Here is a 25,006-nt window from a genome sequence, read left to right as displayed (position 1 = left end):
AAGCCTCTTAACAGTAATTATACCAAAAACTGTTAAAAGGCTTTTTCTATTTTTTCATATACGGGGCTAATACTCTCAGAATTTCTTCCTTATCCTTCTTTAACTCAAGTGATGTTAACATATCCATCGTTCTCGGCCTAGGTAATTTCACTTGTACCTCACCAACTATTGAGGCTGGTCTTTGAGATAATATAAATATGCGGTCCGAAAGCAAGATAGCCTCATCTAAGTCATGTGTGACCATAACGATTGTTTGCTTCTCTTGATGCCAAGAGTTTAAAAGCCAGCTATGTACTTCCATTTTTGTAAAGGCATCTAATTTTCCAAAAGGCTCATCAAGTAGCATAATTGGCTTTTCACATAAATATGTGCGCAGAAAACTAATTCTTTGACGCATACCACCAGACAATTCATCTGGATAATGGTCTGCATATTCATCTAGCTCAAATTGCTTTAATGCTTCCATTCCCTCTGTTAGCCTTTGTTTTTTCGGTTTCCCTTCGATTTCCAATGGAAGAACTATATTTTGCAAAGCTGATCGCCACGGCAGTAATAAATCCTGTTGCGGCATGTAACTTACAACATCTTGCTCTTGCATTTGCTTATCTTTATACGTTACATTCCCACTTGTTGGATTTTCAACATTTGCAATCATATTTAATAATGTGCTTTTCCCGCAACCACTTGGGCCTACAAAAGAAACGAACTCTCCCTCTCGTATAGAAGCACTAATATTTGCTAATACATTCTTTCCATCAAAAGCTTTTACAACCTCTTTTATTTGTAATCCACTCATTTTTCGCTTGGAAGGAACTCATTTGTAAAGGCATCTTTTACATCAATCTTCTTCTTAATAACTTTGTTATCATATAAGAAATTCATGTAATTCGTCCAAACTTCTTCCTTCTGTACTCCCCATGCTTTTGCATCATCTTGATACTTCGTACTTAACCACTTTTGACTTTCTTGTACTAAGTCTTTATTTACATCTGGAACAACTTTAATTAAAATATCAGCAGCTTCTTTCGGCTCTTTAATTGCAAAATTATACCCTTCTGTCGTTGCACTCATAAACTTTTTCACAAAGTCTTTATCTTGCTTCGTATGTTTTTCACTCGTAATCATAACAGGACTATAGAAATCAAGCGCTGGGTCTAAGTCTTTCACCATAATCGTATTTAACTCTTTTCCTTGGCGCTTCGCTTCAATTCCATCCCATCCGTAATAAATCCATTCAAAGTCTGCATCACGGCCGATTGATTTAAAGAAATCGGTTTGTCCTAAGATGATTTTTTCAACTTTATTAAAATCAGCTTGATGTTTCTCCATAATTGTCTTCAACGTTGCTTCTTCTGCTGGTCCTCCCCAGCCTCCGTAACGTTTACCTTCAAAATCTTTCGGTGAAGTCATGTTATCTTTCTTAAGCGATGCAAAAGCTGAAGTGTTATGCTGAATAATCGCTCCGACAGATACAACAGGAATACCTTCCACACGAGCCAACGTTACATTTTCTTGTGCGCTTATTGCGAAGTCAGCCTTTCCTGAAGCTATCATTTGCTCCGCTGTCACATTATCACCAGGCTGAATAATCTCTACATCTAAGCCTTGCTTTTTATAATAATCTTTCGCTTGCGCTACATATAAGCCAGTATGATTCGTATTTGGAAACCAATCTAATACTACTTTTACTTTTTGATCTTTACTTGCACTATCTTCTTTCTTCGCCGGATTACATCCAGCCACACCTACTGCTAATAAGGCAGCCAACATAACTTTTAAACCTTTTTTCATTTTCTGCCGTCCTTTCTATATATCCATGGTGCTGTTATTCTTGCCATAAACTCCACGATAAAATACAGGCATAATGTCACCATAACAATAATTGCTGCCACACCAAATACTCGGGCTGTTAAAAAGGATTTTGTAGCTCTCGTAAGCATAACTCCTAACCCTTCACTGGCACCGAGCCATTCCCCAATAATCGCTCCCATTACGCTATATGTAACTGCAATTTTTAACCCTGAGAAAAAGTACGGAAGCACTGCTGGAAACTTTACTTTCTGGTAAACTTGCCATTTCGTTGCCTTCATCGTTTGCAACAACTTCAACATATTTTTATCTACCGTTTGAAAACCTTCTAAAATGCTAAGCGCAATCGGGAAGAAACAAACGAGTATGACTACCATTACTTTCGGTAGCATTCCATATCCAAACCAAATAATAAATAACGGTGCAAGTACAACGATTGGAATCGTTTGCGAAATAACAAGCAACGGATTTATTAAAATACGAAATAAAGGGATAATATCCATAATAATTGCAATACTTGTCCCAATTAAAATCGCAAAAAACAGTCCGATTAGAACCTCTTGTAACGTTTGCATCGTATTCGGTAATAGTAAATCTTTCATTCCAATTAATTCTTGAACAATGGCAGAAGGCTTCGGTAAAATCCACGGTTCAATTTTAAATAATGAAACAGATCCTTCCCATATCGCAATGAGAAGGATAAGCCAAATAGTTGTAATTATTTTAGATTGCTTCTGGTTTTGCATATTCATCACGGTACTTCCAAACCTTTTCATCTATCGTTACACCAGTGCTTGGACGATAATGGATTTTAATAGAAGTAATCACTTCCTCTGCTCCAGCATCCACACACGCTTGTTGTGCACGTTTAATGACATCAAGAAGTACATCTAATTCTCCTTCCAGCGTTGTTTCCATTGCCCCTACTTCATAACGAACTCCCGATTGTTGTACAACCTCAATTGCTTTATCAACAACAGAATACACATCTTTGTGCTTCGCTTGTGGTACTACTGAAAATGAAATTGTAACTTGTTGTGACATAGTAAAATCCCCCTTATGAAATTAAATTTTAAAACAAGAAAAGGCTTTCCTACTACGTAGGAAAGCCTTGTATGCAAGTTATTATAGAATAACATATGCTACATCACTTTAAGTAACTCCCTACGCTGGCATTATCCAGATCAGGTTGAGGGTCGATGTTTGTTTACATCCTCTCAGCCAATTGGCTCCCCGGTCCTTAATTCGTTTTCATTGTAGCATGATTTATTTTATTGAACAAACAAAAGCACGTATAATCATTTCATTTAACTTTTGAATTCCCCTATTAACTCTTGTAACTCCTGTGAAAGCCAGCTTAAAGAGCTAGCTAATTCAGCAATATCTTGTACAGACATTTCCTGTTCTTTCATACTTTCTTCAACATTACTATTACTATTCGCATACGTATTTGCGATAAGTGATAATTCATTTATAACCCGAACAATATTTTGGCTATTTTGCAATATATCACTTGAATTGTCAGAAACAACTCTAACTTGATTTGTAACAGATTGTGCTGATTTTGAAATTCCATCAAAGAAAGCACCACTACTTTCAACAAGTTTCATTCCAGATTCTACTTCTTTTAAAACATTTTGCATTGAAACAACAGCTTCTTCCGTCCCAGCTTGTGTTTCCCCTATTAATTTTGCTATATCTTTTGCTGACGCTGCGGTCTGCTCTGCTAATTTACGCACTTCATCCGCAACAACGACAAATCCCTCACCAGTTTTCTCAGCACATGAAGCTTCAATAGTAGTAGCATTTAGAGCTAGCGAATTCGTTTGATTTGAAATACCAGTAATTACTGTTACAATTTCACTAATTTCTTTTGATCTTGTTTCCAGAGAATAAATAATAGAAGATAAATCTTGTACTGCATTTTGTATTATGTTCATTTGATTAATCGTCTGTTCAATAATACCATTCCCTTTTACTGAATGATGCTTTGTACCTTCAGACTCTTTCGCCATTTGTTTTGCAGTATTAGTTATCTCTTCCATCCTATCTTCCATTTCATATATAATCTCTAAATACTTTGGTACTGCAGTTTCTTGTAATTGAATACCAGCCCTTAACTCAACTATAGAACTTACGATTCCTTGGATTGCCATGCTATTCTCTTTCGTACTCACTGACAATTCTTGTGAAGATGAGGAAACCTGTTCTGCTGTCTGCTTCACTTTATCTATAATCCCTTTAAACTTCTCGATAGTATTATTAAAATACGCATTAATAATACCAATATCATCTGGTCTTTCCTCTAATTTAATACTTAAGTCACCTTCACCGACTTTGCGCAATCCTTCACGTAAATCCCGCAATGGAGCAAGTGCGTTACGTACGATTAGAAATTGAATAACCGTTGCAATTAAAACAGAAATACAAATAAACAGTAAACCTTGTATAATGAATTTTTCCTTTGTAATAGGAACAATAGAGGCATCTACATCGGCTGCAACGATTGCCACAATATTATCTTTCTCATCTTTAATTGGCTCTAATATCGTTACCCATGATCCCAATGCGTCTTCATATACTACTGTCATGTTTGCTTTTTTTGTGCTCATTACTTTATCATATGCTTCCATCCAAAGATCTGGTTGTTTATAATATTCCCCCGGTCTTACTTCTACAACATTTGCTAAACCTGTGGACAAATCAATGATTTGTAGCTCACCTTTTTCATTTTTTTTCGCTCCAACAATATACGTTTGTCCAACACTGTTCAATTCTTCCGTTGATTCATCTAATTTCTCTGTTAACTTCTCTCTTTTTTCTCTTTCTGCGGTTGGATTTTTTGCAACATCCCTTAATATTTCTGCGTCTAATTTATGTAATACCGTATCTCCTGTTTCAAAAGAATGCCTTTCAAATATAGACATCATGCTATTTTGAAACATGTTAAAACTTAACGCTCCCATAGTACCAACAAGCGTCAAAATAACTGATACAGTTAGCAATACATTTTTTTGAAGAAATGATAGCTTGTGCCAATATTTTTTCATTAACATCACCTTTCTTAATTAACTTACTATAAAGTAACGCTATTAAAATATACACCTTATTAATAAATGATAATTATCCTCATTTGTTTACACACAAAAAAAAGACCAATGAAAAGAGCATTGGTCAAGACCAACCCTATCCGTCCGGTAACTGGCTAGCATAGCCTTACGGCCTTAGCTCCTGTAGTTTTGCGTCCTAATGTTTCCATTAGTTTGCCTTTCTCGCTGAACGAGTTGAACGATATGGGAGTTCTATGAGAATTAAAGTATTCTCTATCAAAGATTACAACATAAAAATTAAAATGTCTACCTATTTAGAGATGCAAATGTAAAGTTTCAACGTATTATTTTTTCGAAATAATTTAACAAAGTTCGTGAATGTTACAATTCTTGTGTTATATAATAAAAAATGTATATAACACAAGGATTGTTTTGAGTATTTAATTTAATTTTCATTCAAATTAAATTATTTAAATATATCTTAACTAATGAATTTCGGAGGTAGTTTATTATGTTTTGGCTACAATTTCTTACGTTACTACTCTGCATTTTTATTGGCGCACGCCTAGGCGGAGTTGGTCTAGGAGTAATGGGTGGCGTTGGTATGGCAATACTTGTTTTCGTCTTCCACTTACAACCTACAGCTCCTCCTATTGATGTAATGCTTATGATTTTAGCAGTAATTACAGCTGCCGGTGCACTGCAAGCCGCTGGAGGAATGGACTACCTTGTTCATCTGGCTGAAAAAGCATTACGAAAAAATCCAAAGCGCATTACATTCTTTGCTCCAATTGTTACTTATTTATTTACACTGTGCGCAGGAACTGGTCACGTTGCTTATTCTGTACTTCCTGTTATCGCAGAAGTCTCTCGCGAATCTGGGATTAGACCGGAACGACCAATGTCAATTGCCGTAATCGCTTCCCAACAAGCAATTACAGCTAGCCCTATATCAGCTGCAACAGTTGCTCTTTTAGCAATGTTAGCTGACTATAAAATCACTTTATTAGATATTTTAAAAGTAAGTATTCCTTCTACCTTCATCGCTTGTATGGTAGCTGCATTTGTTGCTAGCAAAATGGGGAAAGAATTAAATGAAGACCCTGAATACTTGAAACGATTAAAAGAAGGAATGATTCCTAAAATTGAAGAGAAGAAAGAATTTATTGGTTTAAAAGGTGCTAAACTATCCGTTATCCTTTTCTTAGTAGGAACTTTCCTTGTCGTACTTCTCGGTTCATTTGAAGCACTTCGTCCAGGATGGATGATCGACGGGAAGTTAGCTCGTCTTTCCATGCCAAACACAATTGAAATGGTTATGTTAACTATCGCAGCTCTTATTATTATTTTCTGCAAACCAAATGTAGAAAGCATCGTGTCTGGTAACGTCTTTAAAGCGGGGGCAACAGCAGTTGTTGCTATTTTCGGTATCGCTTGGATGGGAGATACTTTCTTTAACGGAAACTTAAATATGATTCAAGGATCAATTCAGCACCTAGTAACAAGTGCACCATGGCTATTTGCCATCGCATTATTCATTCTATCTATTTTACTATATAGCCAAGCCGCAACAGTACGTGCTTTAATGCCTCTTGGATTATCACTCGGTATTCCACCAGCACTACTAATCGCGATGTTCCCTGCAGTAAATGGATATTTCTTCATTCCAAACTATGGAACAATCGTTGCTGCCATTAACTTTGATCGCACTGGTACAACTGGCATTGGTAAATATGTTTTAAATCATAGCTTTATGATTCCAGGCCTAATCGCAACATTCACTTCTATCGGAATTGGAATGCTCTTAATTTCAATTATGTTTTAAAGAAAAAGCACAAACCTACAGTTTTAAAGGGTTTGTGCTTTTTTAATCAAACGTTTGTTTAAATATTTTTAACCGTCCATTCTTCCATTATGTTCTTTAATAGTTGTGTGAAGTCCTCCGGGAAAAGATGACCTAAGCCTTCTCTCACAATTAATTTACAGTCCACATTATATTTTTCAAACATAGACATTAATTGAAGTGTGTTTTCATAAAATGGATCTTTATCTCCCGTAATAATATATCCTTTCATATTTGTTACCTGGCTTGATACAACCATACTTTCAATCGCCTCTACATCTCGAATAGCAGGTATAACAGAAATAAATTTTTGAGTCCCTAACATATTCTTTAACGCCAACTCTATTGCTATATTCCCACCTTGAGAAGCTCCAGCGATAATGATGTCTTCTAATTTATACTTATCTGTGAACTCATTAAAATTTTTCATAGCATCTTTTATAGCTATATCATGATTATCCCAGCTATAAGAGTTCATTCCATATATTTGCGAGGATTGAGAAAAACCTAACATATACTCACTTAGTATTTTTTCTTCACACCAATATGGTGCAAAATCATTTATATTTGATCCTCTCCAATGTAAAGAAAATAGTCCAGTTTTTGCTTTTTCATTTCCATAACTGTATAGCTCCGGGTTAGCTGTTAACTGCTGTTTCTTAAATATTTCTTCACACCTTTTTACTATTACTTTAAAATCCGCATTATCTTGTAGCCCCTTTAAGTCTTCATCATACATAAGTGTATGTGGATTCCACCATATGCCTTTTTGCATAGCCCCATTTAAAATAGCAATCGCCTCTTCATCCTTGCCTTCTACTGAATATGCACAAGCTTTCCAAAAACTCGTTTTATCTATTCTTTCAGGAAATTCTCTTTCCGCTTCACCTATGCATCTATAAATTGCATCAAATTCTCCTTTTTCAAATAAACGAAACAACTCATTTTGCAACGCTACAAACCTATTCCGTTTCAAATAATCCCCCCTATTTCTAATTATTAATACCCAAAAAGCTATGTAACATTTTAATACTACATAGCTTTTTTCTACAAACTCTTATTTACTTCCTCTACTAACTTCTTCGTACTTTCATACGCAGATTCCGCTAAACTAATCGCAGAAATAACTGAAACACCGTCCGCACCTGCTTCTATAACTGAAGCTGTATTTTCAATTGTAATGCCACCAATCCCAACGATCGGTATTGTAATTCCTTGTTCTCTAAAATGAACTAAACCTTTCGTTCCTTGAACTGCTTTCGTATCTTTTTTCGTACTCGTTGGAAAAATAGGGCCAACCCCTAAATAATCAGCTCCGTTTTCAATTGCCCAGTGTGCTTCTTCAATTGTATGTGTAGATACACCAACAATTTTATCTCCCATTTTTTCACGAACAGAAGTAATTCCTTCATCATCTTGTCCAACATGCACGCCATCTGCATCTAACTCGATAGCTAGTTCCACATCATCATTTACGATGAATGGTACACCGTACTCCTTACAAATTGCTTGTAGTTCTTTTGCGAAACAAATGCGTTCCTCTCCCGTTAAAGCGCCTTCTCCCTTTTCACGAAATTGAAAAATTGTTATACCGCCTTCGAGTGCATCTCTCAACACTTGTAGTGGCTCTTTCGTACAATTGTTACTTCCCATAATAAAATATACTGATAACAATCTAGACATTTCAGCCTTTGTAATACGTGACATCTAATTCCCCCTCCTTACTATATAAGCTCAATCTTCCCATACTTCTCAATATCATCTGAAGTTATATTCGCTAACTGATTTAAAAATTCAATTTGGAAACTACCAGGTCCCTGCTCCACCGTCTTAGCAGCTGCCAGTTCCGCAGCTACACCATAAAACGTTAATGCAGCTACTGCTGCCTTTACATAATCCTTTTCTACTGCTACAAATGCTCCTATTACAGAAGTTAGTAAACAACCAGTTCCCGTAACTTTCGTTAAAATAGAGTGACCATTTCGAATAAGAATCGTTCGCTCTCCATCTGTAACAACATCTTCTTTTCCAGTAATCACCGCAACTGTATTTAATTCATCAGCTGCCTGCCTTGCGATACTTACAATATTTCCATTTCCAGCACCGGCGTCTACTCCTTTAATTTCCCATCTCTCATTAATAACGTTCGCTATTTCAGCTGCATTTCCGCGGATAATCGCTAAATCAATTTCAGCTGGAATATGTCTTGCAACTTCTGTTCGATACGATGTTGCTCCTGCACCAACTGGATCAAACAATACTGGTACATTATTCACATTTGCTGATTTACCCGCAAGTAACATCGCTTCTACTTCTTCAGGACGAAGTGTCCCCATATTTAATACTAACGCTCCAGCAATGCTAGCCATTTCTGCTACTTCTTCTTTTGCATACGCCATTACAGGCGATGCCCCTAACGCTAACAAACCGTTAGCTGTAAAATTTGTTACAACAACATTTGTAATATTATGAACGAGTGGATTAGATTCTCTCACCAAATCCACTACTTTACTAATTTCTTTCATATTCATCCTTCTCATCCCCTAACTATAGTGATGGGAGATACACAAAAAGGCACTTTGCGCGTACGCAAAGTGCCTGAACATGTGCTTTTACACTCTCCCTACGCTGGCATTATCCAACAGGTTCAAATGGTCAATGACGGATTAGTCATACTCTCAGTTTGCATCCACAAACTCCCATGTGTTTTGTATTCTTCTACTTCAAAGTCTACTCTTATTCTACTAAAATAACAAGTTCTTTACTTTTCTATTTCACATAGAAGCAATAATAAAACAACACGCATAATAAATATCTATTTCTCATAGTCTCATCATGGTGCATATTATGTTCTATCGCCATCATTCACCTTCAAATGGATGTTATCCCACTAAAAACCGTTCAAATCTGGAGCGAAACTGAATCTCAAGAAGATGTATGCTATAGTTAACGTATGGAAATTTGAAAGGATGTTTTAAATATGTCAAAAAGCGTTATAATCGCTGAAAAGCCTTCCGTTGCACGTGATATTGCGCGTGTACTTAAGTGCGATAAAAAAGGAAATGGCTACCTTGAAGGTAGTAAATATATTGTAACTTGGGCTTTAGGTCATCTTGTTACATTAGCAGATCCAGAAAGCTACGATGTGAAATGTCAACTCCCCCCACTGAGCTGAAGCGTTTCAGTAGGAGCTTGAGTTAGAACTCTAGGTCTTTTCGTCTATTGCTAGACAGTTGACGCTCTAGAATTCATGCCACCTTACGGTAACACCCCAAGTATGTTTTTGGTTGGTACTAGAAACGAACAATCGTTTCTCCACTTACACCACCCTTTCGAAAAAGAGCAGTTCTTCCTTATAGAAAAAGCCACCACTCAGATAAATCCGGCGTGTGCTACAAGCCCCGACAAGTCGAGTACACATGGATGGTTGACACACCCACTAAGCTATGCGCGAAGCAACAGCCTTACGTTTTTGCACTTCTAATCGAATCGGCGTTTTCACTTTGAGATTTTCATCCAATTCTACAACCCTTGATTTTCCCAATGTATTCAGCGCACCATTAATATCAGCGTGAATACATCTTCCTGATTGACTTCGATACAGGCCACGAGTGATTCGTTTACCACTAAAACGATAATACGTCTTATCATCCTTAGACCAAACTGGAATCGGATCTTTATCAAGAAAACTAGCTTTTGAAGTATAGCTTTCTTCTTGTTTTAAAAATCGTATACCTTCTTTTACACATTTATTCTCAATCGCTGCAATCAATTTATAAAATGGGATTTGCACAAATGTTTGATTATTCTTTTTTCCCATATTAGATTTTTGTTTCCAACCAGCGTTATACCCTACGACAACCGTATCTATGTTACATGCTTTCACTTTTTTGAACAACAGGCCTACAGCTTGTGAAATGTAACCATTTATTTGTCTCTCCCGTTTATGCCAAAGTGCAGCCATTTTGTTCGTTACAACTCGTTTAGAAAGTCCATTCCCCACATTTTTCAGTTGGAGATTACGTATCATTTTGTTGAAGTACTGGTTAATAGATTTTAGTTTTTTTCCATCAATTAAAAATGTATCACCTGTATTTGTTACGCAACTTACTAATCTATCTACACCTAAATCGCAACTCAAAGCATTACTAGTAGTCGTGGATGGTTTCTTCATTTGAGAAACGTGCATTTCATATGTGTAATGCACCTCAAAGAACCGACCTTTTTGCTTCGGTACAATCTCAATGTAGGAGATTTTTTTATGTCTTAAGTTTTTCGGTATACGTATTTTAATGGAACCGAATTTTTTTCTGAATGCAACATTCATCGGAATCATCCAATACCCGTTATCATCCACTTTTGGAACTTGATAGATTTCAATGATTCGTTTGTCAGTTGAACGAGAATAATTAGGAAACTTAGGACGACCTGTGAAGGTTTCAGGTTTTTGCTTCCACTGTTCCATTGCTTTAAAAAAACTCTTCACTTCTGTAAATAAAGCTCTACGAATAGCCTGCACAGAGTTTGATTGAACGCCCCAATAATTCATATCAACTTGCATGGCAGTGTCCACTTCTTTTACAGTAGCCATCTTGTTATGATTCAAGTAACTTTGTTTAATCGTGTACAATCCAACATTTCGTAACGCTTTTGAACTATGCGACATGCGTTGCAGTAAGCGGAATTCTTTAGCTGTGAGGCAAGCTCGTCCGATATTCTGTTTCTGCGTGAAACGTTGCATCGTTTCTCTTTTCTTTTGTTTACGTAATACTTTCACTGCTTTCTTTCTAGCCATTGTTTTCACCACCTTTCTTAGAGAGTTCATTACTTTTGACAAGTCAATATTTGGGACTTCATCGTAATTCCTATTGGCTCAAGTAACAAAATAATTATTATTATCCAATTTCGTTATCTTACGATATATTCCCTCCTTATCTAAGGGCAGATTATATCGTAAGACAAAAAGAAACAAATATTCGCCCTCAAAAAATTGTTATGAACGAAATCAAATTGAGTCACATAAATTCTTGGGAATCTAAACTTTTTGAAGAAGAATTAGTTGTTTCATAATAATAAGATTTTTAATATACAAACTACTTCAACCCACGGATTAGCTGAGGAAGAAAAATAGATGTATGCATAGAAGTAATATCGTAGGAGCAGCTTAATTGGTCATTCAAAATCTTTTTAATAGCCCTACCCCTTCCTAATCCATTATCATTGGCTTTACTATAAATATATTAAAAGGTGGGAAAATAATTGACTGTACATCACTCTTTAGAATATTACTTAAGAACAGGCTACTTGCCTATTCTAGATAGATATCGATTAAAGGACATTAATTCTGAATATGGTTGCTTTATAGCTTTAGATGCCTGTTTTCCACTTTATAAGGTATTGGAAATGAATGCTCAAAGTTTAGGAGCCACATGGAATGAAGTGAATGACTATGTTGCTAACGCCTTTCAAATTATTACTGGTGAGTATAGTGAAGAGCTGGAGATTGAAGAAAAAGAAAAGTTAAGGAATGTTGATAGAGAAATCATTCGTGAAATTGAGTATCAACTAAAAACACCACCTACTGCTTGCTACCCTATTTATTTTATATCGGTTGGTGATGGTCAAAGCGAAAAAATTGTATATATTGGGAAAACATCAGCCAAGACACATCGTTTCTCAGGTGGTCATAGTGCTGCACTGAAACTTCATGCACCTGAGTATGAGGGGCTTTCCAAACATATATATTTTGGTACAGTTGTTTTCTTAGACCATACAAAACAATATATGCCTTTAGAATTTATACAACCACTTGAGGATTCTAAAAAGCTTTTAAGGAATTTGGAAGCTGGTCTAATTTATAATTTAAAACCCGCATTGAACAAAAACTATTTAAATAAGAATTATGCGAGCATTGATATGTTTGTGAATATCGAGAACAACTCAAGTAGGCCAAACCTATTTAATTGTAAGCAAGTCTCTATTTCAAGTTAATTGCTTATATTAATACATATTGAAGTGAACTGAGTTCTAAATTTTTACTTTTCACTAAAGTGAGCAGGTTAATTTAATAAGAACAACTTTTATTATTAATGCTATTGTAAAAAGAGAAAAAAACGCTCAAATTAATCCGAGCGTTTTCTTCCTTATTTATTGAAATCTTCATCTACAATTTTTTTCAATTCAGTTAAAGCGTCCTGCCTATTTGTCGCATTTAACTTCTTCCAAGTGTTCATGTAGTCAGAGCGATCTGTTAAAATGATTTTTCCATAGTACTCTGCTTGGTTAGCATTATTCAAAGTAACTGCACCAATATACAATTCTTATAGTCTACTTGTACCTAGATTTTCAATAAAATAAAGATGTGTTTCTACTTTACCGCTGCCACTATTAGTAATCATTGAATTGTCCCCCTATACTATACTTCCCTTTGATTTTATACCATCTTTGTTCCGAATTAAAAGGAAAAAGCATGATATATACTGACAATTCTTATTAATGTAACGGTTAGCTTCATTAAACTAGCTATAAATTCATATCGGAGCCCTTTCTCAAATCCTCTAGACATAAAAAATAAGCAGGGATCTTGTAAAGTACACGCAAAGTGATTTCCCCTAGTATAAGAGGTCTATACTAAATTAAAAAGAAAAGATAGCTTTGAGAGCTCTTTTTATCAAAATTTTGTTCAAAGCTACACTAAATAAGTTTTATTCATAAAAACTTTTAATCTTTGTGTATAGCCCTTTAAATACAGATTTAATCAAACTTTAGTTTCTTTAAGGCTTCTGCGAACGGATTATTTAGTGGTTCTTCTTCTTTATTCTGTTGACGCATATATTTTTGAACATCGCGCTTATCAGCTTTGTTTCCAGATTCTTTTTTACGTCTCTCCTGGAATGTCGATAATTTCTCGCGATAGCCACATTTACATGCGAAAATTTGTCCTGCACCTTCACCACGTAATTCTAACTTCTTCTTACATTGCGGACAACGAGCGTTTGTTGTACGAGATACATTTTTACGATGACCACATTCACGGTCTTGGCATACAAGCATTTTTCCTTTTTTACCGTTTACCTCTAGCATTGGTTTACCGCAGTCAGGACAAGACTTTGTTGAAATGTTGTCATGTTTATACTTTTTATCACTCGATTTAATTTCAGAAACAATTTCTTTCGTATAGTTCTTCATTTCTGAAATGAATACTTCTTTTTTCAGTTTACCCTTCGCAATTGCCTCGAGTTTTTGTTCCCACTCACCAGTTAGTGTAGGTGATTTTAACTCTTCTGGCACTAAATCAAGTAACTGACGGCCTTTTGAAGTAATGTGAATATCTTTACCGCGTTTTTCAAGTAAGAATGAATTGAATAGCTTGTCGATAATATCAGCACGCGTTGCTACAGTACCTAATCCACCAGTTGATTTTAACGTATCAGCAAGTTGTTTATTTTGCGTATCCATATATTTTGTAGGATTTTCCATTGCTGAAAGTAAAGTCGCTTCGTTAAATCGTGCAGGTGCTTTTGTTTGACCTGATGTTTGCATAATTAGCTTTATAGTTAATGTATCGCCCTTTTCAATGCGAGGTAGAAGTTGCTCTTTTACCTCATCAGTTGCATCATCGTCTTCAAAGCGATTTTCGTATACTTCCTTCCAGCCGGCATGTAAAATTGTTTTTCCACGTGCAATGAACATTTCATTACCAACTTTTGTGCGTAATGTTAGCTGCTCATATTCGAATGCCGGGAATAACACAGCTAAGAACCGTTTTACAACTAAATCATAAATTTTACGTTCTTTATCTGTGAAAGCTGAGAAATTCACATAGCCTTCTGTTGGGATAATTGCATGATGATCACTTACTTTGCTATCATCAACAAATGATTTATTAGGCTTGATTGTTTTTTGGAGTACCTTATGTGCTAAAGGACGATATTCTCCGACGCCACACGCTTTTAGACGCTCTGGAAGTGTTCCAACGATATCTGATGAAATGTAGCGTGAATCTGTACGAGGATACGTTAGCACTTTATGTTGCTCATACAATTTCTGCATAATGTTTAATGTTTCTTTTGCAGAGTAACCGAACTTTTTATTTGCATCACGTTGTAATTCAGTTAAATCGTAAAGACCAGGAGAGAATGACTTCTTCTGTTTCTTATCAATTTCCGCAACAGTGGCGTTTTGTTTATCTAAACCTTTTACGATGTTATCAATTTTTTCTTTATTAAAACTACGGCTATTACCGTTTGCATCTTGCCAAGTTAGTTTTAACTTATCAGTTGTTTGCGCTTCGATGCCGTAGTAAGTTTGAGCTTTGAAGTTCTTTATTTCATCTTCACGATTAGCGATCATAGCGACAGTAGGTGTTTGTACACGGCCGCAATTCAGTTGGGCATTAAAGCGAGTTGTTAAAGCTCGAGTCGCGTTAAGACCGATATACCAGTCAGCTTCTGAGCGTGCAACTGCTGAAGCGTATAAGTTGTCATATGCTTTACCTGGTTTTAAATTATTAAAACCATCTTTAATTGCTTTGTCTGTTACAGAAGAAATCCATAAACGCTTAATTGGTTTATTTACTTTTGCCTTTTCAATTATCCAACGTGCGACTAACTCGCCCTCTCTTCCTGCATCGGTAGCCACAATTACCTCATTAACATCATTTCGAGTAAGTTGATGTTTCACAGCATTAAACTGTTTTCCCGTTTGCTTTATAACAACTAATTTCATACGTTCTGGAAGCATTGGAAGATCTTCAAGATTCCATGTTTTATACTTATTATCATAAGCCTCAGGATCTGCAAGCGTCACTAAATGCCCAAGTGCCCAAGTCACGATGTATTTGTCACCTTCTAAAAATCCATTACCTTTTTTTGTACACTTTAATACTTTTGCTATATCACGTGCAACTGATGGTTTCTCAGCAATCACTACACTTTTTACCATTTTTTATTCGAACTCCTTTACTAACTATATACCGTCTAATATACCACAGTTTTCACGAAGAGCAGTAAGGGGCACCTTATATATCAGTCATAATTGACATAACTCGTTTAAGAATCACCAAACAGAAGCATTAAAAAAATTAAAATTCGATTAAACAAAAAGGTTCCTACCACTCTCGGTAGGAACCTTTTATTATTAATGAATAATTTTACTTCCTTTTGCGTTCTCAACAAACTTTTCACTCGATTTATTAATAGGTGTTTTTAGTAATAACGCAGCGATAACCATGACTACTACGAAAACACTTAATACAAGTAAGTCTCTAATAACTATATCCCAAAGCATTCCACCTACTGTTTCACGAATTGCACTAATTGCATATGTGAATGGTAAGAACGGATAAATCGCTTGGAAGAATGGTGGTGTCATTTGAATTGGGAACGTACCACCCGATCCTGCTACTTGAAGCACAAGTAAAATGATTGCCATCGATTTCCCAACGTTCCCGAAAATAGAAACAAGTGAGTACACGATACAAACAAATACTCCGCCAATAAATAAACTAAATAACACAAACCAGAATTTATCGACTACGTACGTACCGAGTAAGAATATATCCCCCATTGATACGATAAACGCCTGTGAAAGACCTATCGTTAAGAATGTTAATAAACGTCCAAAGTATATTTCATGGCTCTTATAATTCGCGCCCTCTTCATGTACTTCTACCGTTAATAATGAAACCATTAATAATGCGCCTACCCATAATGCAAGCACTGTGTAGAATGGTGACATTGCTGAACCGTAGTTCGGCATTGCAAATAACTTATTCTCTTTTAAATTTACTGGATTCGCGAAGTAATCACTTTGCTTTTCAACATCATTTTTCAATAAGCGTATGATGTCTTTTATATCCTCTTCTGATTCAAAATCACGAATTTTATTTGCTAAGTCTTTAATCTTTTTCTCAGTCTCCGGCATCTCAGCTTTAATGTCAGCTAATTTCTTTTTACCGTCTACTAAGCCTTTTGATGAATCTTCTAGTAACTTTTTAACATCTGGAAGCTTTTTGTCTGCTTCTTTTAAAATTTGAGATGTATTTTTAGACATCTCTTTTGTACGAGCAATAGCTGCATTGAAATTTGGAGTGATTTCAGAATCATATTTAGCCAAAATATCACCTAATTGAGCTGAAACACTTTTAGACACTTCATTAATACTCTCAATAACATCTGCTGCTGGTTTTTGACCTTTATTAATAGCGTCAATTCCTTTATCAGTTAAATCCATTCCTTTTTGCAAACCATCTTTTGCTTTATTTAACTTAGCAATTGTACCATTAAGGTTTTTATCACTATTCACATCAGCTAAAACTTTATTTGTACTTTCCAGAACTGGAATCATATCATTAACTAAATTCCATCCTGCTTGGAACTGTCCATTTAAATCATTTAAGGCTACTTTTGTAGAGTCTAAACCGTTAACACCTTTATTGCTTAAATCTGCTCTCGCCTTTTCCAGACTAGTTTTTAGTTTTGCGTAATCCGCTACAGCCTGATCATAGTTCTCTCTACCATTGTTTAATATCTCATTAGCTTTGTTGATATCTTGATTTAAATTTCCTCTGAGCTGCTGAGCATCTTCTTTTACATTGTCAGCCTTATTTTTCAATTGTTCAGCTGTGCTTACTGCTTTTTCAAAGTCCGCTACAAACGTCGCATTATAATCTGCTTCCGCTTGATTTACTAAGTTATTTATTGCATCTAACTTCTTATTAGCAGCATCTCTTGCGTCTTGTTTCACTTCTTGCCCTGTACCAATAATATTAGCGATATCTTTAACACCGCCATTTGCATTTTCTATAGCTGATTTAAGATTCGTTAATTTATCTATTCGTTTTTGGAAGAAGTCTTTTCCAGAATCAGTTGGTGCAAATTCCTTAAATTTAGTAAAGACATCAATTAAATATGAAACACTATCTGCACGACCTTTAAGATTTTCAGAAACCTTATTAAGGTCTTGTTTTGCTTTTTCCGGATCGAAATTACCATTTCCCAATCCGTTTATAACGCCTTGTGCATAAGTTGTTCCAACACGTATTGAACTAAAAACATTATTTACAGTTTGATCAATATTTTTAGCAATATTTTTATATCCCTCACCATTCACTTGCGGTAACTCTGGAAGCGTTGGTATTTGAGGAATAGTTACATTCGGTAATTCCGGGAACTTGGATGGATCTGGAAGTGCCAGATTGAAATCCAATGATGGATTCTTTAAGAAATCCGTAATTGCTACCGCACCATCTAACCCTTTTTGCATTACAATTAAATTATTCTTAATAGTTCCTGGAGCACGTTGCAATGTTTCATCATTTCTCGCAAAGAATTTATCTAAATTCCCTAACGCTTCTTGCCCATCATTCATAACGCTTTCTACAACCGGTAACTCTTTTTGTGCTACCTTCACAACATCTTCTGCTCGAGTCGCATCATCTAACGCCTTATCCATGAGTGTATTCATTTCTGGGAACTGCGCTTCTAACTTAAAGACAAGATCCTTGACCTTCTCAATACTCGGCAAGTTCGTTTCTAAATCGATTCCAAGATCGTTGAAGATTTCAAAAATCTCGCCGTTTGCCGTTTTAACAAAGTTTTTACTAATCTCTTCTGTAAGACCCGATGCACCTTTAGCTGTAATCTTCGGCGCAATGGCATTTACCTTTTCATTTACGTAATACTCAATTTCTGGTTTCTCTGGATTTTCATTCAAGACTGTTGCAATCTTTTCAGAGAAATCTTTTGGAATAGTAATACTTGCAGAATAATCTCCACGTTCTACCCCATAAATCGCTTGCTTTTCATCAACAAACTTCCAACCAAAATTTTTGTCCTTCTTAAGTGAATCTACAATTTCTTTCCCGATGTTAATATCTTTCCCTCTTAAATTTGATCCAGCATCTTGGTTAGAAACTGCAATCTGGATTCCTTTCGTATTTCCGTAAGGATCCCAGGAAGCTTTAATGTTAAACCATGCATATAACGATGGTAAAATCATTAACCCTAAAACAATAACAATTGCAGCCCAATGTTTAGCTACATTCCGTAAATCTGTCTTATAAATACGCCAAATTTGTTTCATAGAAGTTATCACCTAATTATATATTTTTCCTTCTTTAGAAAATGATACATACATTTTGCAATTATATCACTTTCTACATCGTGGATTAACCAAAAACGAACTATTTTTTCCCATTAACTTTGACTTACTACATTATATAACGAAGTCAGTCAAAGTATGAATACAAAATGACCAAATCGGTTTTACATTCAATAATAACAAATATATAGGAAATGTCATAAAAAATACAAGTATTTTATCTTGGAAATACTTGTATTCCTAAAAAAAATCCTCACAGCTTTTCAACATCTGTGAGGTTTTCTTCTATTATATATCTACTTGTACTTCTACACCGAAATGATCTGAAATTACATTTCTGTTCTTACCATTAAAAATGACTTTTGAAGAACGAACCTTTTCACTTTGGTTACACAATATTAGATCGATTCGTAAGTTATGTTTATTTTCATCCCAACCAGCAATCTCACCTTGGACAGTTGTTCCTTCATCCTTCTCTACTGCTAGTTCATATGTGTCATACAAACCTTTTTGCATCATATATTCATAACCTTCACCTTGCAAGCGGGCGTTATTATTAAAATCACCCATTAAGAAGGATAGTTCATTGCTATCTACACGCTCCATTAAACGATCAACTTGACCTTTGAATGACTCTTCTTCATCATTCCACCAACCGAGGTGACAAGAGTAAAACGCGATGTTCTTACCATTATAAGCAATTGTTGCACTTACAATTTTGCGTGTTTTCCAATACGTTGTATCCTTATTTTCTGATACAAAAAACGTATCTTCATTTATAACATTATGTTTCGTTAGAATCGCTAATCCTTCTTCATACACATCATATCCAATATGAGAGAAATCCCAAGTAATATTGTAATCTTTTACATGTAACGCTCTTAACTCTTCTAATAGTAAAAGTCCAAAATTATCTTTTTTCTTGTGACCGCATACATTTTCAGCTTGTATAGACTGACTTACCTCTTGCAATGCGATCACATCATAATCTTCTTCTTGAATGACATTAGCAAGATATTTTATCTTTTCTAGTTGATTCTCTTCTTGCCAAGAGTGACAGTTTAAAGTTAGCAATTTCATCTTATTACGCACCTAACATATCTTGAATGTCTGACTTTAATACGTCAGCTTTCGGGCCATATACTGCCTGTACACCTTTATCTTTTACGATAAGTCCTAAAGCACCATTTTGTTTCCATTGTGCTTCTGGTGCAACAACATCTAAGTCTTTTACTGTTACACGTAAACGCGTCATACAAGCATCTACGTCAGCAATATTTTCTTTACCACCTAATAAATCAATAACTTTTGTTGCTAATGAACCATCTTGTACATTTCCTGTTCCTTCTGATGACTCATCTTCATTATCAATGTAGTTACCTGCACGGCCTGGTGTTGGTAAGTTGAACTTTTTAATTAAGAAATTGAATAATGTAAAGTTCAGACCGAAGAATACTAATGAAACGATAACGAAATTGATTAAATCTCTAGTTAATCCTGCATTAACCATCATCGGTGTACGAGTAATTAACTCAATAAATCCAAATGCGTGAACACGTAAGTTAATTAAATCTGCTAATGCGAATGCAAGTCCTGTTGTAATTGCATATACAACATACAATACTGGAGCAATAAACATGAACATGAATTCAATTGGTTCTGTTACACCTGTTAAGAATACTGCTAATGCTGCAGATAAGAACATTGGTTTATATTTTGCACGCTTTTCTTTATCAACATTACGGAACATCGCGAAAGCAATACCCATTAACGCTGCTGTTGAACCGATAACTTGTCCAGCTTTGAAACGAGCTGGTACAACATTATTTAATAGATCGTTATATGCTTTTGTATCTCCATTTGCTAATAAGTTATTTAAATCTGTAATCCATGCAAGCCATAATGGATCTTGTCCTGCTACAATTTGTCCCACTTTTGAGCCAGTTAACATCGTATACGTTCCGCCTAGCTCTGTGTAGTTCATCGGAATCGTTAACATATGATGTAAACCGAATGGTAATAGTAAACGCTCTAACGTTCCATATACAAATGGTGCAACAACTGGTGCACTATCTTTAGATGCTGCAATCCAGCGACCAAATTCATTTAATCCACTTTGGATGAATGGCCATAAAAGTGATAATACAATTGCAGTAACTGTAGACCAAACAATTACAACGAATGGTACGAATCGTTTTCCGTTAAAGAATGCTAATGCCTGTGGCAGTTTGTTATAGTTATAATATTTGTTATATAAAGTAGCTCCTAAGAAACCTGTGATAATCCCTACGAAAACACCCATGTTTAATGCTGGTGCACCAAGTACAGAAGTAAAGTAATCTTTCACAACTAAATCTCCTGCTAATACTGAAGAAACTGTCGCTTTTGAATCCGCTAACATTTGAGCGTTTACGCCAAATATAGCTCCTGTAATTCTGTTCGTTAAGACGAATGCTAATAGCGCGGCAAATGCACCACCTGCGCGATCCTTCGCCCAAGATCCCCCAATTGCTACTGCGAATAAGATGTGTAGATTTGTAATAATTGCCCAACCGATGTCTTCCATTACGCGAGCGATTGTATGAACTGCGTTAATATCCCCAGCAGACATCCCAATTAACTTACCGATAGAAATCATTAAACCAGCTGCTGGCATTACAGCTACAACAACTAATAATGCTTTCCCGAACTTTTGCCAAAAATCAAAAGACGTAATTTTCATCTGTTCTTCCTCCCCTTTATTTATAACAACATAATGATTTAAATTATAATTTCTGTTTCTATTATGAAAACGATTCCTTATACTACTTTATTTTTATCTTTACGCAACCGTTTTCATAAATCTATTTTAATAAAAGCGTTTTCACTTTGCAATAGAAATTTATTTTTTTTCATAAAAAAAGATGCTCTAAGAGCATCCTTTTTTATTACGAAATGCGATAAACCCTTGTTTCATAAGGCTTTAACGTAATTGTCGTCACTTGTTCATGTTCCGCAACTTTATAGTTATTTAAAAGCAAACGTTTGCGTTCTAGTGCAAATGAGCCCTCATTATACACTGCTTCCTCTTTTGAGATATTACTAATTACAACGATTTTTTCATCGTTTAATGTTCGAGTATATACATAAATTTGCGGATCATCTTCTAAAAGTAAATCGTACGTACCGTAATTCAGTACATCATGCTCTTTTTTCAGGGCAATCATTTTCTTATAGAAGTTGAAAATAGAGTTTTCTTCATTCTTTTGCTTTTCAACATTAATTTCTTTGTAGTTTGGATTCATACCAAACCAAGGTGCACTTGTTGTAAATCCAGCATTCATCTCATCGTTCCACTGCATAGGTGTACGTGAATTATCGCGGCAAGAAGCCCATATAATCTCCATCATATCTTGATGTGATACACCTTCTGCAATTTTCTCGCGATATAAATTTTTAATTGCTACATCATCGTAATCTTCAATATTTGGGAATTGAACATTCGTCATCCCAATTTCTTGTCCTTGATAAATAAACGGTGTACCGTGCATAAAGAAATACATTGCTCCAAGAGCTGTTGCACTTTCACGCCAATATTGTTTATCATCTCCCCAAGTTGAAACGATACGTGGCTTATCGTGATTCTCAATATATAAAGCATTCCATCCTTTATTTTCTAACCCTTTTTGCCATTTCGTTAATACCTTTTTCAATCCTACAACATCAAGATCTTTCTTCTTCTCTGCATCCCATAAACTTAAATGCTCGAATTGGAATACCATATTGAACTTACCTTGCTCTTCTCCAACCCAAAGCTCAGCATCTTCAATCTTAACGCCATTCGCTTCACCAACAGTCATAATATCGTACTTAGAAAACGTATTTTCTTTTAACTCTTCTAATAAAGGTTGAATACCATCCACATTCATATGTTTATCAAAAGATGGTACATACTTTAGTTCTTTTGGATTTGGCATATCTTTAAAGCCATCTTCTTTTTTAATATGGCTAATTGCATCCACTCGGAAACCATCAATTCCTTTATCAAGCCACCAATTAACTGTATCGTATAACACTTCGCGAACTTCTTTATTCTCCCAGTTTAAATCTGGTTGTTTACGCGAGAATAAATGTAAATAATATTGTCCTGTTACTTCATCATACTCCCATGCCGAACCATTAAAAATACTTTCCCAGTTGTTTGGTTCTGCACCATCTTTACCATCGTGCCAAATATACCAATCACGCTTCGGATTGTCTTTAGATGAACGAGACTCAATAAACCATGGATGTTCATCACTTGTATGATTAATAACTAAATCAATAATAAGCTTCATATCACGCTTATGAACTTCATCTAGTAAAGCATCAAAGTCTTCCATCGTACCAAATTCATCCATGATATCTTGATAATCACTAATATCATAACCATTATCATCATTAGGTGACTTATACATTGGACAAATCCAAATTACATCTATACCTAAATCTTTTAAATAATCTAGTTTCGCAATAATACCTTGTAAATCTCCAATACCATCACCATTTGAATCCATAAAGCTACGTGGGTAAATTTGATAAGCAACCGCTTCTTTCCACCATGTCTTATTCATAGTCATTCTCTCCTTTTGCATCCCATCGGAAAATTTATGCAAACGTTTTCGTAACACTATCATAACAAAATATAAATAGTTTGCAACTGTTTTCATTGAACTCTATGTAGATTCCTTATTCTTATGCTTTATTTATTTCTCACAAAAGCAAATCTCATTCCTCACCTGCTCTTGTCCACGCATGTTACATACGCTTTTCATATATTAATAAAAAGCACTGCTTATTTTTAGAAAGGAGTGATAAATTGAAACAAACAAAATTAACAGGTCGTATTGTTGTTCCCTCAGATCCTGACTATGACGTAGCCCGAATGAATTTAAATTTAAGTATTCCAAAACTCCCTTGTATTATTGTTTTTTGCCAAAATAAAAATGATGTGTGCAATGCCTTAAAATGGGCACGCGAACGTCATGTACCATTTCGCTTAAGAAGCGGCCGTCATAGCTATGAAAATTTTTCTCTTTTAAATAGAGGACTTATTATTGATGTGAGTGAAATGCATCGCATTACTGTTAATACAGATACATTAACAGCAACAATTGAAGCTGGTGCAAATCTTGGCACTGTTTATAAAGAGCTTTGGAATTATGGTGTGACAATACCGGCTGGTACAAGTGCAAGCGTTGGAATTGTTGGATTAGCACTTGGCGGTGGTATCGGTATGCTTTCACGCTTATTTGGATTAACATGTGATCAATTAGTAGAAGTTGAAATGGTACAAGCGTGCGGTAAATTTGGAGCAAAAATCATTCGCGCAAACGAACATGAAAACCATAACTTGTTTTGGGCATGCCGCGGTGGTGGTGGTGGAAACTTCGGAATTGTTACTTCTTTAACTTTTCGAGTGCATTCCATAAAGAATGTATCAATCTTCTCAATTACATGGGAATGGGAAGATTTTATCGCTGCATTTCAAGCGTGGCAAAACTGGGCACCTTATATAGACGAGCGTCTCACTTCATCAATTGAATTATTCGCAAAGCAACGAAATAAAATTGAAGTAAAAGGTGAATTTGTTGGCCCTTCCTCTGAACTCTATTCCTTATTATCTCCTCTTCTTGAAACTGGTACCCCCTCACTTTTTATAGATGAAGTTCCATATATAAAAGCTGTTCAATTCTTTAATAGTGGTAATATTCCTGAAAACTTTAAGCGTTCTGGTTCCTACGTGTATAAACCTATCCCTCTTAAAGGAATTCAAATCATGCAACATTTTCTTTCTCATGCTCCAAATAAAGATGCGAGTATTTGGCACCAATCGCTCGTGGGCGCTGTTGAAAATATTCCGCCTACTGAAACAGCTTATTTTCATCGTAAAGCAATTATTGCGCAAGAATACATTACCTCTTGGAAATGCGATGATGAAGAAAATCTTAACATACGTTGGGTTAAAGATTTACGAGAAAGCTTAGATCCTTATACACTAGGTGACTATGTCAATTGGCCCGATATCGACATTAAAAATTGGCAAACTAGTTATTATGGTCCTAACTTTCAAAGATTGCGTAAAGTGAAAACCATATATGATCCGTGCAATGTTTTTCATTTTCAACAAAGTATCCCTCCTTTTCATACGTAAAAAAGGAAGAACAGAATGCTGTTCTTCCTT

At 35.5% G+C, this 25,006-nt stretch carries 18 protein-coding genes, 1 pseudogene and 3 riboswitches; of the genes and pseudogenes, 4 read left to right on the top strand and 15 right to left on the bottom strand.

Annotation, left to right across the window (positions count from 1 at the left end; all coding sequences use genetic code 11):
- Positions 1-46 precede the first annotated feature (46 nt).
- The 5 genes from MHB74_RS02260 to MHB74_RS02240 all read right to left on the bottom strand — a co-directional run bounded on the left by MHB74_RS02260 (position 47) and on the right by MHB74_RS02240 (position 4,859).
- Positions 47-796: an ABC transporter ATP-binding protein gene (locus tag MHB74_RS02260; protein WP_061676689.1), complete on the bottom strand. Its 750-nt coding sequence runs from the start codon at positions 794-796 to the stop codon at positions 47-49.
- Positions 793-1,791, bottom strand: coding sequence for an ABC transporter substrate-binding protein (locus MHB74_RS02255; protein WP_061676688.1), 999 nt, complete (start codon positions 1,789-1,791; stop codon positions 793-795). The genes MHB74_RS02260 and MHB74_RS02255 overlap by 4 nt, the downstream gene beginning before the upstream one ends.
- Positions 1,788-2,561, bottom strand: a complete 774-nt coding sequence (locus MHB74_RS02250) for an ABC transporter permease (protein WP_061676687.1) — start codon at positions 2,559-2,561, stop codon at positions 1,788-1,790. Before MHB74_RS02250 ends, MHB74_RS02255 begins: the two co-directional genes overlap by 4 nt.
- A complete protein-coding gene (locus MHB74_RS02245) occupies positions 2,533-2,853 on the bottom strand; it encodes an MTH1187 family thiamine-binding protein (protein WP_061676686.1) in 321 nt (106 codons plus the stop codon). The genes MHB74_RS02250 and MHB74_RS02245 overlap by 29 nt, the downstream gene beginning before the upstream one ends.
- Positions 2,854-2,953: 100 nt before the next feature.
- Positions 2,954-3,055: riboswitch (TPP riboswitch) on the bottom strand.
- 61 nt (positions 3,056-3,116) lie between these two features.
- Positions 3,117-4,859 (bottom strand): methyl-accepting chemotaxis protein, encoded by a 1,743-nt coding sequence (locus MHB74_RS02240; RefSeq protein ID WP_061676685.1) that lies wholly within the window; start codon positions 4,857-4,859, stop codon positions 3,117-3,119.
- Between the two features lie 143 nt (positions 4,860-5,002).
- A riboswitch (cyclic di-GMP riboswitch) is annotated at positions 5,003-5,087 on the bottom strand.
- A 283-nt stretch (positions 5,088-5,370) separates the two neighbouring features.
- Here MHB74_RS02240 and MHB74_RS02235 point away from each other — a divergent pair.
- Positions 5,371-6,684, top strand: a complete 1,314-nt coding sequence (locus MHB74_RS02235; protein WP_061676684.1) for an anaerobic C4-dicarboxylate transporter family protein — start codon at positions 5,371-5,373, stop codon at positions 6,682-6,684.
- A gap of 58 nt (positions 6,685-6,742) precedes the next feature.
- Here the strand turns inward: MHB74_RS02235 and MHB74_RS02230 are convergent, their stop codons facing one another.
- The 3 genes from MHB74_RS02230 to thiM form a co-directional block, all read right to left on the bottom strand.
- Entirely contained in the window at positions 6,743-7,678 is a 936-nt protein-coding gene (locus MHB74_RS02230) for a hypothetical protein (protein ID WP_061676683.1), read from the bottom strand.
- 71 nt (positions 7,679-7,749) lie between these two features.
- On the bottom strand, positions 7,750-8,409 hold the full coding sequence (gene thiE, locus MHB74_RS02225; RefSeq protein ID WP_061676682.1) for a thiamine phosphate synthase: 660 nt from the start codon (positions 8,407-8,409) through the stop codon (positions 7,750-7,752).
- A gap of 17 nt (positions 8,410-8,426) precedes the next feature.
- Positions 8,427-9,242 carry a hydroxyethylthiazole kinase gene (thiM, locus tag MHB74_RS02220; RefSeq protein ID WP_098375383.1) on the bottom strand — a complete coding sequence of 272 codons (816 nt, stop codon included), beginning with the start codon at positions 9,240-9,242 and terminating at the stop codon, positions 8,427-8,429.
- Between the two features lie 63 nt (positions 9,243-9,305).
- Positions 9,306-9,415, bottom strand: a riboswitch (TPP riboswitch).
- Positions 9,416-9,682: 267 nt separating this feature from the next.
- Here thiM and MHB74_RS02215 point away from each other — a divergent pair.
- Positions 9,683-9,859, top strand: a pseudogene (locus MHB74_RS02215) (hypothetical protein); the annotation flags it as partial.
- Between the two features lie 282 nt (positions 9,860-10,141).
- On the opposite strand, the gene MHB74_RS02210 reads toward MHB74_RS02215, so the two are convergent.
- Entirely contained in the window at positions 10,142-11,497 is a 1,356-nt protein-coding gene (locus MHB74_RS02210) for a transposase (protein ID WP_270421751.1), read from the bottom strand.
- Between the two features lie 464 nt (positions 11,498-11,961).
- Here MHB74_RS02210 and MHB74_RS02205 point away from each other — a divergent pair, with 464 nt between their 5' ends.
- Complete coding sequence (locus MHB74_RS02205) at positions 11,962-12,693, top strand: hypothetical protein (protein WP_061678036.1); 732 nt, start codon at positions 11,962-11,964, stop codon at positions 12,691-12,693.
- 152 nt (positions 12,694-12,845) lie between these two features.
- Here the strand turns inward: MHB74_RS02205 and MHB74_RS02200 are convergent, their stop codons facing one another.
- The 6 genes from MHB74_RS02200 to MHB74_RS02175 all read right to left on the bottom strand — a co-directional run bounded on the left by MHB74_RS02200 (position 12,846) and on the right by MHB74_RS02175 (position 23,396).
- Positions 12,846-12,998, bottom strand: a complete 153-nt coding sequence (locus MHB74_RS02200; protein ID WP_179885524.1) for a hypothetical protein — start codon at positions 12,996-12,998, stop codon at positions 12,846-12,848.
- Between the two features lie 457 nt (positions 12,999-13,455).
- Complete coding sequence (topB, locus tag MHB74_RS02195; RefSeq protein WP_061678037.1) at positions 13,456-15,645, bottom strand: DNA topoisomerase III; 2,190 nt, start codon at positions 15,643-15,645, stop codon at positions 13,456-13,458.
- Between the two features lie 195 nt (positions 15,646-15,840).
- Complete coding sequence (locus MHB74_RS02190) at positions 15,841-18,786, bottom strand: YhgE/Pip domain-containing protein (RefSeq protein ID WP_061678038.1); 2,946 nt, start codon at positions 18,784-18,786, stop codon at positions 15,841-15,843.
- Between the two features lie 306 nt (positions 18,787-19,092).
- On the bottom strand, positions 19,093-19,884 hold the full coding sequence (locus tag MHB74_RS02185) for an endonuclease/exonuclease/phosphatase family protein (RefSeq protein ID WP_061678039.1): 792 nt from the start codon (positions 19,882-19,884) through the stop codon (positions 19,093-19,095).
- A 4-nt stretch (positions 19,885-19,888) separates the two neighbouring features.
- Positions 19,889-21,526 carry a PTS transporter subunit IIBC gene (locus tag MHB74_RS02180; protein WP_061678040.1) on the bottom strand — a complete coding sequence of 546 codons (1,638 nt, stop codon included), beginning with the start codon at positions 21,524-21,526 and terminating at the stop codon, positions 19,889-19,891.
- A gap of 205 nt (positions 21,527-21,731) precedes the next feature.
- On the bottom strand, positions 21,732-23,396 hold the full coding sequence (locus MHB74_RS02175) for a glycoside hydrolase family 13 protein (RefSeq protein ID WP_061678041.1): 1,665 nt from the start codon (positions 23,394-23,396) through the stop codon (positions 21,732-21,734).
- A gap of 245 nt (positions 23,397-23,641) precedes the next feature.
- On the opposite strand from MHB74_RS02175, the gene MHB74_RS02170 reads away from it, so the two are divergent.
- Positions 23,642-24,976, top strand: a complete 1,335-nt coding sequence (locus MHB74_RS02170) for an FAD-binding oxidoreductase (protein ID WP_061678042.1) — start codon at positions 23,642-23,644, stop codon at positions 24,974-24,976.
- The last annotated feature ends 30 nt before the right edge of the window (positions 24,977-25,006 follow it).

This window comes from Bacillus sp. FSL K6-0069 (assembly GCF_038007785.1).
In the GTDB taxonomy this organism is placed as follows: domain Bacteria; phylum Bacillota; class Bacilli; order Bacillales; family Bacillaceae_G; genus Bacillus_A; species Bacillus_A mobilis.
This window is presented reverse-complemented; position numbering and strand designations above follow the sequence as displayed.

Bases quoted from the DNA above. Each gene is read 5' to 3' on its own strand.
- MHB74_RS02260 (WP_061676689.1), bottom strand. From the start codon at position 796: ATGAGTGGATTACAAATAAAAGAGGTTGTAAAAGCTTTTGATGGAAAG.
- MHB74_RS02255 (WP_061676688.1), bottom strand. From the start codon at position 1,791: ATGAAAAAAGGTTTAAAAGTTATGTTGGCTGCCTTATTAGCAGTAGGT.
- MHB74_RS02250 (WP_061676687.1), bottom strand. From the start codon at position 2,561: ATGAATATGCAAAACCAGAAGCAATCTAAAATAATTACAACTATTTGG.
- MHB74_RS02245 (WP_061676686.1), bottom strand. From the start codon at position 2,853: ATGTCACAACAAGTTACAATTTCATTTTCAGTAGTACCACAAGCGAAG.
- MHB74_RS02240 (WP_061676685.1), bottom strand. From the start codon at position 4,859: ATGAAAAAATATTGGCACAAGCTATCATTTCTTCAAAAAAATGTATTG.
- MHB74_RS02235 (WP_061676684.1), top strand. From the start codon at position 5,371: ATGTTTTGGCTACAATTTCTTACGTTACTACTCTGCATTTTTATTGGC.
- thiE (WP_061676682.1), bottom strand. From the start codon at position 8,409: ATGTCACGTATTACAAAGGCTGAAATGTCTAGATTGTTATCAGTATAT.
- thiM (WP_098375383.1), bottom strand. From the start codon at position 9,242: ATGAGAAGGATGAATATGAAAGAAATTAGTAAAGTAGTGGATTTGGTG.
- MHB74_RS02210 (WP_270421751.1), bottom strand. From the start codon at position 11,497: ATGGCTAGAAAGAAAGCAGTGAAAGTATTACGTAAACAAAAGAAAAGA.
- topB (WP_061678037.1), bottom strand. From the start codon at position 15,645: ATGGTAAAAAGTGTAGTGATTGCTGAGAAACCATCAGTTGCACGTGAT.
- MHB74_RS02190 (WP_061678038.1), bottom strand. From the start codon at position 18,786: ATGAAACAAATTTGGCGTATTTATAAGACAGATTTACGGAATGTAGCT.
- MHB74_RS02185 (WP_061678039.1), bottom strand. From the start codon at position 19,884: ATGAAATTGCTAACTTTAAACTGTCACTCTTGGCAAGAAGAGAATCAA.
- MHB74_RS02180 (WP_061678040.1), bottom strand. From the start codon at position 21,526: ATGAAAATTACGTCTTTTGATTTTTGGCAAAAGTTCGGGAAAGCATTA.
- MHB74_RS02175 (WP_061678041.1), bottom strand. From the start codon at position 23,396: ATGAATAAGACATGGTGGAAAGAAGCGGTTGCTTATCAAATTTACCCA.